10 protein-coding genes are annotated in these 14,444 nt (G+C 42.2%); 7 read left to right on the forward strand and 3 right to left on the reverse strand.

Annotated features, from left to right (window positions below; genetic code table 11):
* The first annotated feature begins 39 nt into the window (after positions 1-39).
* From cdaA to ACSZOX_RS11920, 3 genes are all read left to right on the forward strand, one after another.
* Complete coding sequence (gene cdaA, locus ACSZOX_RS11910; protein WP_437920202.1) at positions 40-834, forward strand: diadenylate cyclase CdaA; 795 nt, start codon at positions 40-42, stop codon at positions 832-834.
* 109 nt (positions 835-943) lie between these two features.
* Complete coding sequence (locus tag ACSZOX_RS11915; protein ID WP_437920203.1) at positions 944-1,849, forward strand: DUF1338 domain-containing protein; 906 nt, start codon at positions 944-946, stop codon at positions 1,847-1,849.
* A gap of 15 nt (positions 1,850-1,864) precedes the next feature.
* Complete coding sequence (locus ACSZOX_RS11920; RefSeq protein ID WP_437920431.1) at positions 1,865-4,789, forward strand: FAD-binding and (Fe-S)-binding domain-containing protein; 2,925 nt, start codon at positions 1,865-1,867, stop codon at positions 4,787-4,789.
* A 4-nt stretch (positions 4,790-4,793) separates the two neighbouring features.
* Here the strand turns inward: ACSZOX_RS11920 and ACSZOX_RS11925 are convergent, their stop codons facing one another.
* Positions 4,794-5,642 (reverse strand): DUF2911 domain-containing protein, encoded by an 849-nt coding sequence (locus ACSZOX_RS11925; protein WP_437920204.1) that lies wholly within the window; start codon positions 5,640-5,642, stop codon positions 4,794-4,796.
* 122 nt (positions 5,643-5,764) lie between these two features.
* On the opposite strand from ACSZOX_RS11925, the gene ACSZOX_RS11930 reads away from it, so the two are divergent.
* From ACSZOX_RS11930 to ACSZOX_RS11945, 4 genes are all read left to right on the forward strand, one after another.
* A complete protein-coding gene (locus tag ACSZOX_RS11930; protein WP_437920205.1) occupies positions 5,765-7,045 on the forward strand; it encodes a replication-associated recombination protein A in 1,281 nt (426 codons plus the stop codon).
* Between the two features lie 104 nt (positions 7,046-7,149).
* The gene (locus ACSZOX_RS11935) at positions 7,150-7,725 is read left to right on the forward strand and encodes a 3'-5' exonuclease (protein ID WP_437920206.1); all 576 of its coding nucleotides are present in this window, start codon (positions 7,150-7,152) and stop codon (positions 7,723-7,725) included.
* Between the two features lie 57 nt (positions 7,726-7,782).
* Positions 7,783-9,162 carry a nucleotide sugar dehydrogenase gene (locus tag ACSZOX_RS11940; RefSeq protein WP_437920207.1) on the forward strand — a complete coding sequence of 460 codons (1,380 nt, stop codon included), beginning with the start codon at positions 7,783-7,785 and terminating at the stop codon, positions 9,160-9,162.
* Between the two features lie 425 nt (positions 9,163-9,587).
* Positions 9,588-10,391, forward strand: a complete 804-nt coding sequence (locus ACSZOX_RS11945; protein WP_437920208.1) for a tyrosine-protein phosphatase — start codon at positions 9,588-9,590, stop codon at positions 10,389-10,391.
* A gap of 109 nt (positions 10,392-10,500) precedes the next feature.
* Here ACSZOX_RS11945 and ACSZOX_RS11950 read toward each other — a convergent pair whose 3' ends face one another.
* Both ACSZOX_RS11950 and ACSZOX_RS11955 read right to left on the reverse strand, forming a co-directional pair.
* Complete coding sequence (locus ACSZOX_RS11950; protein WP_437920209.1) at positions 10,501-13,008, reverse strand: M14 family metallopeptidase; 2,508 nt, start codon at positions 13,006-13,008, stop codon at positions 10,501-10,503.
* A gap of 15 nt (positions 13,009-13,023) precedes the next feature.
* Positions 13,024-14,433 (reverse strand): RagB/SusD family nutrient uptake outer membrane protein, encoded by a 1,410-nt coding sequence (locus tag ACSZOX_RS11955; RefSeq protein ID WP_437920210.1) that lies wholly within the window; start codon positions 14,431-14,433, stop codon positions 13,024-13,026.
* Positions 14,434-14,444 lie beyond the last annotated feature (11 nt).

Below are 14,444 nucleotides of genomic sequence, written 5' to 3' on the forward strand. Positions count from 1 at the left end.
AAACCTGCTTTAATTTTCTTAAATTGCAAAAACAAATACATGGATAATTTTGATCTCAATATTTTTAGTGGTTTCCGCCTCTTAGATATCATTGATATTTTGTTGGTGGCGATCATCATCTATTATGTTTATAGTCTTATTAAAGGGACTATAGCTGTCAATATACTGCTCGGTATCGGACTCTTTTACGGGATCTATCTTGTGGTTAAACAGATGGAAATGCGTTTGTTGACCGAAATATTTGGAGGGTTTATTTCCGTCGGTTCCATTGCCCTCATTGTGGTGTTCCAGCAAGAAATACGACGTTTTCTCATCCATATTGGAAAAAATGTATCCTTGCGGCGAAAAAAATTCTTCTTAAGCTTTTTAGGAACAAAGAAAACAGCCGGTGTAGATAACGGCGAGCAGATCAAGCCGATCGTAGAAGCCTGTAGAAGTATGTCGAAATCGAAGACAGGCGCTTTATTGGTTTTTTCCCGCCATTTTGACGAAGAATACTATCAATCCAGTGGCGAATACATTGACGCGCCAGTCTCCAAACGTTTATTAGAATCTATTTTTTTTAAAAATAGTCCATTGCATGATGGCGCTGTTGTTATTGTAGATTTTCGAATTATGACTGCGAGTAGTGTACTGCCACTATCAGACAGTGATGATCTTCCTCCGCAATTTGGGTTGCGTCATCGCGCAGCTATAGGTGTGACAGAAGTTTCCGAAGCTATTGCCGTCATTGTTTCGGAAGAGACAGGGGAAATATCTTTAGCGAAAGACGGGAATGTAAATATGAACCTTTCTCCCGAAGAACTCGAGAAATTATTACGTGCAGACCTTTAATTCTTAAAATATAAATTCGTTTCTGTTTGGTGGTTTGTACAAAATTATTTTGCATAAAGTGAGTAATTTGGCTAATTTTATACGAAAATAAACCCTAATTCATGACGTTATGCACTTTGAAGAACACCAACCCCTAGCTATCGTGCTCAACGATTTATTTGCCCACTATCGTGCGCATGTCGCAGATGTGGGGATTATCACAAATGCCATGCAGGAAGAAGGCGTAGTTTATAGCCAAGAAGATATTGTAAATGATCATATCGCCTTTCGCACATTAGGTGTTCCTCATCTGGGGATACAGTCCTTCGAAAAGATCTTTCTCGCATATGGTTATCAGAAAAGAGACCATTACTATTTTGAAGGTAAGAAACTAGACGCGTATTGGTACGCTCCACCAACAGTGGGATATCCTCGGATATTTGTGTCCGAATTGCAAGTTGCGGCGCTGAGTGGGGAGACACAGGCTATCATTCATCGGTATACAGATCCTATCCAAGCGGACCCTGTCGATTCCCTGGATTTGGCAAATGGTAGGGAAGTTGCTGATTTTTTACAACGGCCGCTATGGGATTTGCCCTCCTCCGACGAATATCAAAAGCTATTGCAAGAAAGTGAATATGCGGCATGGGTCATTTATAACCGTTATTACCTTAATCATTACACCATCAGCATACATGAGTTACGTGATGGCTATAATACTTTAGAAGAATTTAATGCATTTTTAGAGCGTATCGGTATTACTTTAAATACCGCAGGTGGAAAGATAAAAACCAGTGCAGACGGTCTTTTGCGACAGAGTAGTACTGTTTCTGCCCTTTACGAAGCCTCTTTTGCTGATGGAAAAACATTGGAAATTGCAGGAAGCTATGTGGAGTTTGCTGAACGTAGTCCCTTGCCCCAATTTAGAGACCTGCCTAGAGCAGAGTTGACAGCAGCCCATCGTCGTGATGGGTTCGAGACCAACAATGCCGATAAGATTTTTGAAAGCACTTACACCACACAGATTAAAAGGTAAAAGGAGCTTATCGTGATGGAACGGGAGCTTGTACAATTAAGAAGGGAGCTGGAAGGCGATTTATTCTGGGATCAAAAGATGCGGATATTATATTCCACTGATGCATCAGCTTATCGAGAAATGCCATTGGCTGTGGCAATTCCGAAAGATGTAGCCGATCTCATGAAGCTTGTTGCCTTTGCCCGTGAAAAACAGATCTCGCTTATACCGCGCGCAGCGGGCACATCTTTAGCAGGTCAAGTTGTAGGAAGTGGACTCGTGGTAGATATATCGCGTCACTTTACGCAGATCTTAGAGCTAAATGTTGAGGAAAGATGGGTTCGCGTACAACCAGGAGTCATTCGGGATGAACTGAATAGATTTCTGAAAGCACATAATCTCTATTTTGGTCCAGAAACTTCTACCGCGAATCGGGCGATGATCGGAGGTATGGTCGGTAATAATTCCTGCGGATCCAATTCCTTAATTTACGGGAGTACAAGAGAGCATACCTTGGAAATCGAGGCAATTCTTAGCGATGGCAGTACCGTTCTTTTTAAAGATCTAACCTTTGTTGAATTCTGCGCGAAATGCGAATTGCAAACGCTAGAAGGGCAGCTCTATCGACAGATACGTAGCTACCTTAGTACCTATGAGAATCAACAGGAGATCCGAAAAGAATTTCCAAAAAAAAGTATCAAACGCAGGAATACCGGCTATGCCATAGACTTACTGTTAGACAGTGATCCCTTCACCGCCGGAGGTATGCCTTTTAATTTCAGTACACTACTGTGTGGTTCCGAAGGAACCCTTGCATTCATAACCTCGATCAAACTAAATCTTGTTGATCTTCCACATAGGCCTACAGCGTTGTTGTGTGTGCATTTCTTGACTGTGGAAGATGCGCTGATAGGAAACCTTATAGCGCTAACTTATCAACCACTTGTCTCGGAGTTGATGGATAACTATATCCTAGATTGTACCAAGAATAATTTGACACAGTCGAAGAATCGTTTTTTTGTCGAAGGAGATCCGGGGGCTATTTTGGTCGTCGAGTACGAAGCGGATAGTCTAGAAGAGGTTGCTCAACTCGCAAGGCATGTGGAGGCACGTATGCGTGAAGAAGGTCTGGGCTATCATTTCCCATTGATAACAGGGGCAGATAAAAAAAAAGTATGGGATCTGCGAAAAGCAGGTTTAGGATTGTTGAGTAACACACCGGGAGATGATAAGCCTGTTGCCGTTATTGAAGATACAGCTGTAGATGTCCATGATTTGCCAGCCTATATTGCTGAATTCAATCAGATATTAGCCAGGCATAAGCTCTATTCTGTTCATTATGCCCATGCGGCAACAGGAGAGCTACATTTGCGACCTATACTGAATCTAAAAACCGAGGAAGGAAAAGTTCAATTCCGCCTTGTGGCGACGGAAATTGCAAAGCTTGTTAAAAAATACAAGGGATCCTTAAGTGGGGAGCATGGCGATGGGAGGCTACGGGGGGAATTTATCGAGTACATGATCGGCGAACGGAATTATAGCTTTTTGCGTGCGATCAAGCAAGTTTGGGATCCTGAAGGGATTTTTAATCCCGGTAAAATAGTCGATACTGCGGCAATGGATACCTTTTTACGCTACGATGCGATCCATCCGTTAAAGCAACGTAGCATAGCTACGGTATTTCGTTACGGAGGGCAACATATTTTGCAGCATATAGAACAATGTAACGGCTCTGGAGATTGTAGAAAAACGCATTGGAGCGGCGGTACGATGTGCCCTTCGTATATGGCGACACGGAATGAGCAGGACAGTACCCGTGGGCGTGCCAATATATTGCGCGAACTGCTGTCTACTTCAACAAAAGAGAATCCTTTTGATTATCCCGAAATCAAAGAGGTACTAGATCTCTGTCTAAGTTGTAAGGGATGTAAATCGGAATGCCCGTCGAATGTAGATATGGCTAAGCTAAAAGCCGAATTCCAGCAAGCGTATTACGATGCGAATGGCGTGCCTTTGCGAAGTTGGTTAATCGGGCATATTCATCAATTGAATCTATTTGCGTCCTATTTTTCAGCTTTATACAATTGGAGTGTTGCTCAGCCCCTGGTTGGTAAATGGCTGAAGAAGGTCATTGGCTTTGCTCCACAGAGGCAATTGCCAAAAGTAGCAGGAGAATCCTTAAACCGTTGGTTTCGTCAAAGGAAAGCCCGGATTTCTTCTAATGGTAAGAAGGTATATTTCTTTTTCGATGAATTCACCAACTATAATGACGTACACATCGGTAAGACAGCCATCTTATTATTGGAAAATTTAGGATATACTGTTGAGGCTGTTCACCATCCGGCTAGCGGACGCGCTTTGCTGTCCAAAGGGTTTCTTCGAGAGGCTAAGAAAATTGCGAATCAACAGGTGGCTATTTTTGGTGAATTGGTAGACGCAGAACATTGTCTCGTGGGCGTTGAGCCCTCCGCTATACTCAGTTTTCGTGACGAATATATAGATCTTGTCGATGAAGCGCAGTTGGATCAAGCCCATCAGTTGGCGAGGTATAGTCTGACAATAGAAGAGTTTCTCTATAATGAAATGCAGGCGGGGCATTTATCCCCCAATCATTTTTGCTCAGATCATCAACATATACTACTTCACGGGCATTGCCAACAAAAAGCTTGGGGGCTACAGGAAAAGGTAGCCGAGTTGTTAAGACTTCCTGCTAATTTTCACGTGGATATCATTCCTTCTGGTTGTTGTGGAATGGCAGGTTCCTTCGGGTATGAGAAAGAACATTATACATTGTCTGCGCAAATCGGTAATTTGGTGCTTTTTCCCACCATCCAAAAGAAACAAGCTACATCAGTGGTTGTGGCATCCGGAACGTCCTGCAGACACCAAATAAAAGAAGGGGTACAAGAACATGCCTTGCACCCCGTTGAAATATTGTATGAAGCTTTAAAAGCCAGATAATAGATTATTTTTTTGCAGCTTCGATCACTTGCGTATTCAATTTGACATATTCTGCATTGTTCGCTGCTTTCGCCATCGTTACCCCTTCAGTTGCAGTTTGTATTGCTCCTGCTTTGTCTCCTGCTTTTAGTTGCATTTTCGCTTTCCAATATTTGATATGAGGTGCTTTGGTATTTCCTTTGTCTGCTTCATTCACCCAAGCAAGCGCTTTGTTGATATCCAAATCGTTGTTGTAATAATACTGAGCTGCCTGAAAATAAGGTTTTTTTTCGCCTTTCATGGCCTCGTCAATAGAAGCTAAGATTTCTTTGGATTGGTCTACTGCAATATGAAATGACACCTTTGTGTTTTCCCAGGCCAAGGTTAGGTCCGCTCCGTTTGTTTTTACATTTTCAAAAGCCATGGTAAATGTTTCTACCTTATCATTGAGTTTCTTTGCTTTTGCCGGAAAACGTAGAAAATCCTCCTCTTGTTTGTATTGGTATGCACCCCATTGGTTTACATTTTTACTTAGAATAATGGTCCAATCGCCTGATTTTTTTGGAATACTAAAGATGCCATAAGTACCAGCAGGTACCTTGTTGCCTTCGATCGTTACTTCCTCTTCGAAAGTGATACTAGGAATATTATTTGCTCCGGTTCTCCATACCTGATCGAAAGGCTCTAATGCTCCGAAGATGACGCGGTCATTAACATTTGGACGTTGGTAAACCAAGGTAACCGTTTTGATACCGATACCTTGTTCAATTTTAGTAGAACTACTCGATTGAGGCAGTTTTGCCTGCGCCTGTGCATCATTAAAACTTACGAAAATAACGCCTGCCGCAAGCAATGCTAAAAATCTTTTTTTCATCTCTCTATGTATTGTTTGTGACTTAAACATAGCCAATTTTGGGGGGATAAACAATAATCAAAACGTCAAATTTGGAAATAGCCCGCACGTTGTGCCTCGCATAAAATAGTTATCTTTGTGAAATGGCAACACCAATACCTTTAGCAGAGCGAATGCGCCCCAAAAGTATTGCGGATTACATTGGGCAGCAGCATATTATAGGCGATAGCGCGGTTCTGCGCAATGCAATTGAACAAGGGAATATTCCTTCAATGATTCTATGGGGGCCACCGGGCGTCGGTAAGACCAGTTTAGCGCTGTTGATTGCAGGGGAGCTGAAACGGCCTTTTTTTTCGCTCAGTGCCATCCAATCGGGAGTGAAAGATATTCGAGATGTTATAGACAAGGCCGAAAAGCTGCGAAACTTCAATCAGGAACAGCCTATTTTGTTCATCGATGAGATTCATCGTTTTTCGAAGTCACAGCAAGACTCCCTTTTAGGCGCTGTAGAACGAGGACTTGTCACACTAATCGGTGCAACCACGGAAAATCCCTCCTTTGAGGTTATTTCCGCATTGCTGTCCCGCTGTCAAGTCTATGTTTTGGAACATCTTACCGAGCAGGATCTACAGGCGATCCTGGACCAAGCGTTGACAAAGGATCATTATCTCCAAAATCATCCTGTTCAGGTTGAGGAACATGAAGCACTGTTTCGTCTTTCTGGCGGAGATGCCCGAAAATTACTGAACGTATTTGAGTTGGTCGTTCATGCTGCCTACGCACAGAGACAACCAATTACGAATGCATTCGTGTTGAAGCAGGTTCAACAAAATATGGCCTTGTATGATAAAACAGGAGAGCAGCATTACGATATTATTTCCGCCTTTATAAAATCTATTCGGGGGAGCGATCCTAATGCGGCAGTGTATTGGCTGGCTCGTATGATCGAAGGAGGAGAAGATCCTTCTTTTATTGCGAGGCGGTTATTGATTTTAGCCTCCGAGGATATTGGTAATGCGAATCCCAATGCCTTACTTCTTGCAAACAACTGTTTTCAAGCTGTGAATGTCATCGGATGGCCCGAATCGCGAATTATTCTCTCGCAAGCGGTGACTTATCTCGCTTCATCAGCCAAGAGCAACGCTTCTTATGAAGCCATCAATAAAGCACAGGCACTAGTGAAGAAAACAGGTGATCTTCCGGTACCCCTGCATTTACGCAATGCGCCGACAAAATTAATGAAGGAGCTAGACTATGGAACGGAATACAAATACGCGCATGCTTATCCTGGTAATTTCGTTCAACAGGAGTTTTTTCCCGATAAATTGCGAGGCACATTGCTTTACGATCCCGGGGCGAATGCCTCCGAGAGCAAGCTCCGTGAATCGCTTAAGAGCAAATGGAAAGAGAAGTATGGTTATTAAATCGTACTCACGTGTTGTCTAACCCGCTAAATAATTGTACTACGCCTTCGATATTGTATTGCATATAAAATTGAATTTCTTTAGGTTTGTAGAAATACAATGCTATGACCTTTACAGCGATAGATTTTGAACTGGCGACGGCAGCATACACCAGCGTGTGTGCAGTGGGGATCGTAAAGGTGGTTAACAACGAAATTGTGGAACAATTTCACAGTTTAGTGCGGCCCCCAAAGAATGAGTACATGTGGCAGACAACACGTGTGCATGGGATCAAGCCAAAAGATACGTTGGAAGCTCCGACCTTTTTGGAGCTTTTTCCTGAAATAGAGCCCTGTCTTACCGGAGCCACTATGGTGGCACACAACGAAAAATTTGATAGAGAAGTACTCATGAAGACGATGGGCTATTATGGACTCGACTATAAAATACTGGGGCTGCCCCCTGAATGGGAGTGTACCAGTAAAATTTACCGATCAAAAGGTTTCAAAAAGACAAAACTGAGCATCTGTTGCCGCATTATGAATATTGAACTGAACCATCATGACCCCTTGTCTGATGCCAAAGCTAGTGCGCAGCTTTATATGATGCAGGATCGGATCACACCAGTCCTTTTGGAAGAACATTTTCCGACAGAGGCTCCTTTTACGGTTAATAATGTGCCGGCTAATAAGAAGTTATGACTGAGAAGCAAATTATAGAAACTTCTATCTCTCTTTACCAATCTAAACATAGTTTTTATGGCAGATAGCATAGTTGTAATAGGACAAGGTTATGTTGGTTTGCCTTTAGCATTAGCCTTTTCAAAACATTATCCGGTTATAGGGTATGATATTAATGAGGAGCGAGTTGAAGCTTTGAAATCTGGAGTAGATAGTACCAAAGAAATTGATACGATAGAGCTTCTCGAGGTGTTGCATCTCGGGCTGTCTTCTTCTTTTTCACTGGGCTATAAGGTGACTAACAATATGGCAGAGATCAATAATGCAACCATTTACATCATTACGGTCCCCACTCCTATTAATACGTTCAATGCGCCCGATCTTTCCTATCTCTTACATGCTTCCTCAACCGTTGCACAAGTTTTAAAAAAGGGAGATATTGTTATCTACGAGTCTACAGTTTATCCAGGTTGTACCGAAGAGGATTGCGTTCCCATATTGGAAGGTGTGTCAAAGCTTGAATACAATGTAGATTTTTTTGTAGGGTATTCACCCGAACGTATTAATCCCGGAGATAAGATCCACACGTTGCAAAATACAATTAAAATTACTTCAGGCTCAACGCCTTCTGTTGCCGATCGCGTCGATAAGCTTTATAAGAAAATAATTACAGCCGGAACACATAAGGCGTCATCTATAAAGGTAGCCGAAGCATCAAAGGCTATAGAAAATGCACAAAGAGATGTTAATATTTCCTTTGTAAATGAACTTGCACTAATCTTCGATCGTACAGGTATCGATACACATGAGGTTCTTGCCGCAGCGGCCACAAAGTATAATTTTTTACCTTTCAAGCCGGGGTTGGTAGGAGGACATTGTATATCTGTAGATCCCTATTATTTGGCTCACAAAGCTTCCCAATTAGGGTATCATCCTGAAGTTATCTTGTCCGGTAGGCGCGTTAACGATAGGATGGCAGAATTCATTGCCTCTAAAACGGTTAAGCTTCTTATAAAAAAGGGCATTACAGTACGAGGAGCGAAGGCACTGGTGTTGGGTATCACGTTTAAAGAAAATTGTCCAGATATACGCAATAGTAAGGTTGTGGATGTCGTGCGGGAACTATCAGAATTTGGATTAACAGTTGATGTTTATGACCCTTGGGCCGATGCTAAATTAGTAGAACAGCAATACGGAATAAAGTTGTTGCCTCAATTACCGACTTTAGTACAAGTAAGGGAAGATTTTTCTCTTGTTGGTCAGTCGCAAGATGAATCCTTTTTTATGGTTGATGAAAGAGATTTTAATTGCTATAGTGATGGGTATGATGCCATAGTCTTGGCTGTGGCCCATGAGCAATTTGTTAATTTATCTTTAAAAAATGTTAAAAATCCTATTAGTGTAGTTTTCGATGCAAAGGCTATTTGGCCAAAGAGGGAAGTAGATGCCAGGCTATAATCGTAAGGCCATGGTTCGCATGTATTCATAAAGCTTTTGAAAAGTGCATGTAATCGTGTTTTTATTAAAAGAATCTTTTAGCGCAAACATTATTTTTCAATTTGATTCAAAAGAGATTCTCCAGGGATATTTTTTTAAATTAATTGGGTTTTGTCAATTTTTTGCTACAAATAGCGAATAGCCTACTTTTTTATTATCTCATGTCCATATCTATAAAAACACTCAGGAAAGGGTTAATAGGCTGTTTTTTTAATGAATAAACCTCAATGTTTTTAGATTTTTTTTAAATAAATTTTGACGCAACAGATTATAATACAAGAAACGGTTCGGTTTTTGTACTATTTCCACAGTTGAGGTTTTAATAGTTAGGGAAGTATTTTAACGCTTACACTACGTTTTAATAACGAGAATTAGATAGAAATATTATGGGATTATTGGAAAGAATGTTCGGATCAAAGAAGAACGATGTGAAGATAAAGGTATTGGGCAAGCTTGCCTTTTTGGAAGTCGATATGCATAATCATTTAATTCCTGCTATAGATGATGGCAGTCAGTCTGTAGAGCAGTCTCTTCGTCTCGTAGAAGGTTTGAAGCACTTAGGATTCAAGAAATTTATTTGTACACCTCACATTATGGCTGGTGTACATCCAAATACAAAGGGTACCATAGGCAAGGCATGCGTCCAACTGCAGCAGGCGTTAAAAGCAAAAGATCTTAAGGTTGACATCGTGCCATCTGCCGAACACATGGTTGATGAGGGGTTGCTCAGTTCTATGGCGAAAAACGATCTATGTGTTATGCCAGGGGGTTATGTGCTGATCGAGATGTCGTATTTAGCAGAATCTGCGGCTATTTTTAAGGTGATTTATGATTTACAGTTAATGGGGTATAAGCCGATTCTTGCTCATCCTGAACGCTACAATTATTACCATTATAATTTTGAGACGTACAAGAAAATAAAAGATACAGGTTGTTTATTGCAATTAAATCTATTATCGATTAGTAGATATTATGGGAGTCATGTTAAAGATGCTGCCCACACGTTATTGAAAGCTGGTATGTATGATTTCGTTGGTACAGATACACATCACGATAAGCATTTAGCTGCTTTGCAAGAAATCGTTTCAAGGTATCCAATTCGTGAATTGTTGAGCAATTGTCCGATAAGAAATGCCTCCCTGATGGATGAAAAGGATAGTTATGAATTAGCTGAGGTTGCTATTGGCTAAAAAGGAAATAAAAGTGAAATTAGTTTGTTGCGCTACTTTTTAAGGGTTATAGAAATATAACCCTTAAAAAGTAGCAGTATTTGTTCATTTCACTTTTAATATTTCTTTTTTAGGTTCCTACCTGAAATAACGCATTTGCCATCATCAGCTTACCATTCTCCCAGAAGTTACGGAAGAGAATGTTGTCAGTGAGGTAAATAACGGAGCCTCTTCCTACAGGTTCCACACCGAAAATTAGCCCATTTTGCATTTTCTTGTTCAATTTGCTGCCAACAAATCCACTCATTTTCGAGTTTTCCAGCAAATAGCCCACATTCCAGCCTTCTCCTTCTTTGAGGTAAGGGTAGATTTTGTTATCCTGTTTCAATGTGTAGTAAGATTGGTAGCCAAACATCAATGGATGTGTCGTGTCCACCGTCACTTTATAAATTGCACCACTCACGCTGCTTGTCATTTCACTGCGTTCCCGATTCGCATATACCGGCAGAACAGGCGTCTTCTTCGCCGTCTCTGTTGTATCCTTCTTAATTGCTGCAAGCTTTGTCCAAGAAAGGTCTCGTACTTGATCAACAGCGGATTCCAAAGCAATAACCTTCCCGCCAGCGCGCACCCAGTCGCCCAGTTTATCCGCCTGTGTCTTGTCCTTTAGAAAGCTGTATCCACCATTTGGAAGCACCAAGATGTCAACTTCATCCCATTTGATACGGCCGATGTCTTCAAGGTTCACCAACGTAAGCGGATAACCCAACTGGAGATCAAAGTAATGCCAAACTTCCCCAACATTAATTGCACGGAGTCCATCACCAGAAAGCAATACCACCTTTGGAGGTTTGATGGAATGTACTTTTGAACTGCCGAAATCATTACCTTTTTCCACAATGCCCGATTTTACAGCATACAGTTGCACCTGAAAGCTATCCGCAGCAGCACTAAGTTTCTTTTTAAAATCAGCCACTTTACTGTTCGATTGCCCTAAGACAATCAGCGAGCCACGTGGGAAATCCACCCCATTAACAACAAAAGGCTCTTCCGAAGTTTTTAGCTGTACCTTGTTTTTCAGAAGCGCAGCTGCAAATTGTGCTGTTGCGAAACCATTCCACTTTACCGCATAAGCATAGCTGCTCTCCACATTGTTCTTAATTTCTGTCAGCTTATAGTCCTCCCGTTTGTTAATAGGCGCTTTAGAAGCAATAGCATCCAGTCCATACACATAAGGAACAGACCAAGAGGTGATATCATAGGTAATGGAATCCACCAATTTAGCCTCAGGCTCGAAGAGCACACGTACAAGAGCTGCCTTTGGCTGGCTTCCCGGGATTACCATATCTTTTCCCGTAAGCGCATAGCTGCTTTCCTTTTTGTTCCCATAGTCATAACCCTTCACAGCGCCCGATCCGGCAAAATATTGGATATTGTTCTGGTCTAATAAATGCGCTAGTGCTACAAATTTGCTGTGATCGGCCTCCTTATATTTTACCACGTAAGCTTGGTATGAGGATAGTTTACCACTGTTCGCATCGTTAAAGAATTTATGAAATTCCTTAACCACATCGCTAGCATGTTGCGCTGTCACTTCAACAGCATTGACGCCCGAAGCATGGTGGTGCTTCGCTCTGTCCACCAATGTTAACGTATCCAAGTCATTTGTGAGCACACCCAATCCACCGGCGGTATTACCCGCCTGTTCATAAGTCATACCGATAGCCCCAGAATACGTCGGATAAGTATCCCCGTACGACGGATAGAAGAGGTCGAAATTCTCCTTTGTAAAATAAAGCCAACCCCGCTCGTCGAAGTAGCTTGCATTATGTTTGCCAATTACCCCCTGAAAAGAACGTTGCCAAGGTGTAATTACTTCGTGAAAGGGCTCTGCCGCTGGGGGGAAGTAATACGGTGAGTTGACCCCTTGCTCATGGAAATCCACATGCACATGAGGGTACCACTTGTTATAGATTGCTACACGCTGCTGGCTTTCGATCTGTGTCTGCCAGGCCCAGTCACGGTTCAGGTCGAAGTAATAGTGATTATAGCGTCCTCCCGGCCAAGGCTCATGCCGTTCACGCGCAAAGGTCGAAGGATTATACTGCGTTCCCACTACGCCATTGTACCAATTGATATAACGCTCCGTTCCATCTGGATTCAAGCAGGGGTCAAAAATGACTAAAGTTTTTTCAAGCCAGGATGCCGACTTGCTATTGGCTGGGTTAGCAAGATCGTATAACGTCAACATGGCTGCTTCCGCCGATGATATCTCGTTTCCATGTACATTATAGCTCATCCAGATAATCGCCGGATTTTCCGCCTCGTTTCCTGCTTGATCGGTTAGTGCGCCGGCCAGGCGCAAATTGTTGATCCGAATCTTCTCCAGATTACCAATGTTCTTTTCCGAAGAAACAAAAGCGAGGTAGAGCGGCCTGCCCTCCGTAGAGGCACCATATTGCTCCAACTTTACTTTTGTCGATGTATGTTCTTGCACATATTTAAAATAATCAATGATTTTCCAGTGTGGCGTTACTTTAGTGCCCACCGGATATCCTAAAAACTGTTCCGGAGTTTTTAGCTGCGCAAAACATTGCGTCAGCGAAAAAAAAGTTAAAAAAAGAAAGGTTAATCTCATGTATATTGTATCTGCTTAGTTCTGTACTAAAACACCGTTCGACGCATCAATCTCACGTTGCGGAATAGGAAGGAGCAAGGAAACGTCATCATATGCCACACCGTCTACCGATCCTTTTATGCGTTTGATATCGTGAATACCTTGTCCTTCGTGTGCCAATTCCAATTTGCGCTCCAACAAGATGCCATTCAAATCGATAGACGTCAATGCCGGTAAAGCGGTATGTAATCCCCGAATATAATTAATATCTTCCAATGCTGTGGCACCTACAGCCGTGCCCAACCTTAAATTACACTCTGCACGTGTGAGATACATTTCCGAAAGTCTAACAACAGAAAGGTTGCTGTTGAGGAATTTCCATTTGCCAGAACGCCAGTCGCCTGTCCCAATTGAATTCCCCTCGCCGCGGTAGAACAGTGCTAAACGATGGTCTAAGTATGCCCCACTACCATCGGTGCTTTGGTCGTATAAAGCCAAGTGTGCCGGAAGCACCGCGACATCTCCCGCACGTGCACCATAAGCGGTTATAGACCAATATATATGCATCTCATTTGCGCCATCCTGAGCCGATACCGGCATTTGGAAAATCCCATCTAATGTAACTGTTTCAGAGTCCGACGCGTCAAGTTTTCCCTTGTTGAATGTCTTTGCGTAGACGCTCTCCACCGTAAATTGATTGTAGTTAATAGCTCGGTTGGCAGCATCGCGGGCTTCCTCGTAATTTTCCATTTGTAGATACACCCTTGATAGCATAGCAGCAGCAGCAGTTTTCTGCGCTACAGCAACTTCACTGGAATTTTCCAGTTTCTCTTCTGCAGTTATTAAGTCGTCTAAAATCTGTGCATACACATCTTCTACAGGTGACCGTGCAACATAGCTTTCCTCGTTAATCTCGCGTGTAGGGATTAATTTGATCGGAATTCCTGGATTACTTGTTGTATTGCCCGCACTGTAAGGTTTTGCAAATAAGCGAACCAATTCAAAATGAGCGACTGCGCGCACGAATAAGGCTTGTCCCTCCACTACATCCCGATCATCCTCATTGACGACATCCAGTGCGCTTAGCACATTGTTAGCGATATTAATGGCATCATATCCCTGTAGCCATAAACTACTTACGAACGAGTTGGTTGTCAGGATACTTTTGTTAAATACTTCTCGAGGCTGGTTGAAGGTGCCTTCCCAACGAATTTCAGTAGTTGAGGTGAGCAATTCCGAGAACAACTGAACAATACCACCGTAGAAGTATTCATCACTCAGTTCATTATAGGATCCATTTAATACTTTCTTGACATTCTCGTCGGAGATAAGTGCTAATTCTTCTGACGCCTCTTGTTCAGGTTCAATATCCAATTTACCGTCGCAACTCCAAAAGATACAGCCCGTCATGAAAGCTGTTAGTATAAATTTATATGCAAGTTTCATTGTTTTTTCCT

Origin of the sequence: Sphingobacterium sp. LRF_L2 (assembly GCF_965644235.1) — a bacterium.
In the GTDB taxonomy this organism is placed as follows: Bacteria; Bacteroidota; Bacteroidia; order Sphingobacteriales; family Sphingobacteriaceae; genus Sphingobacterium.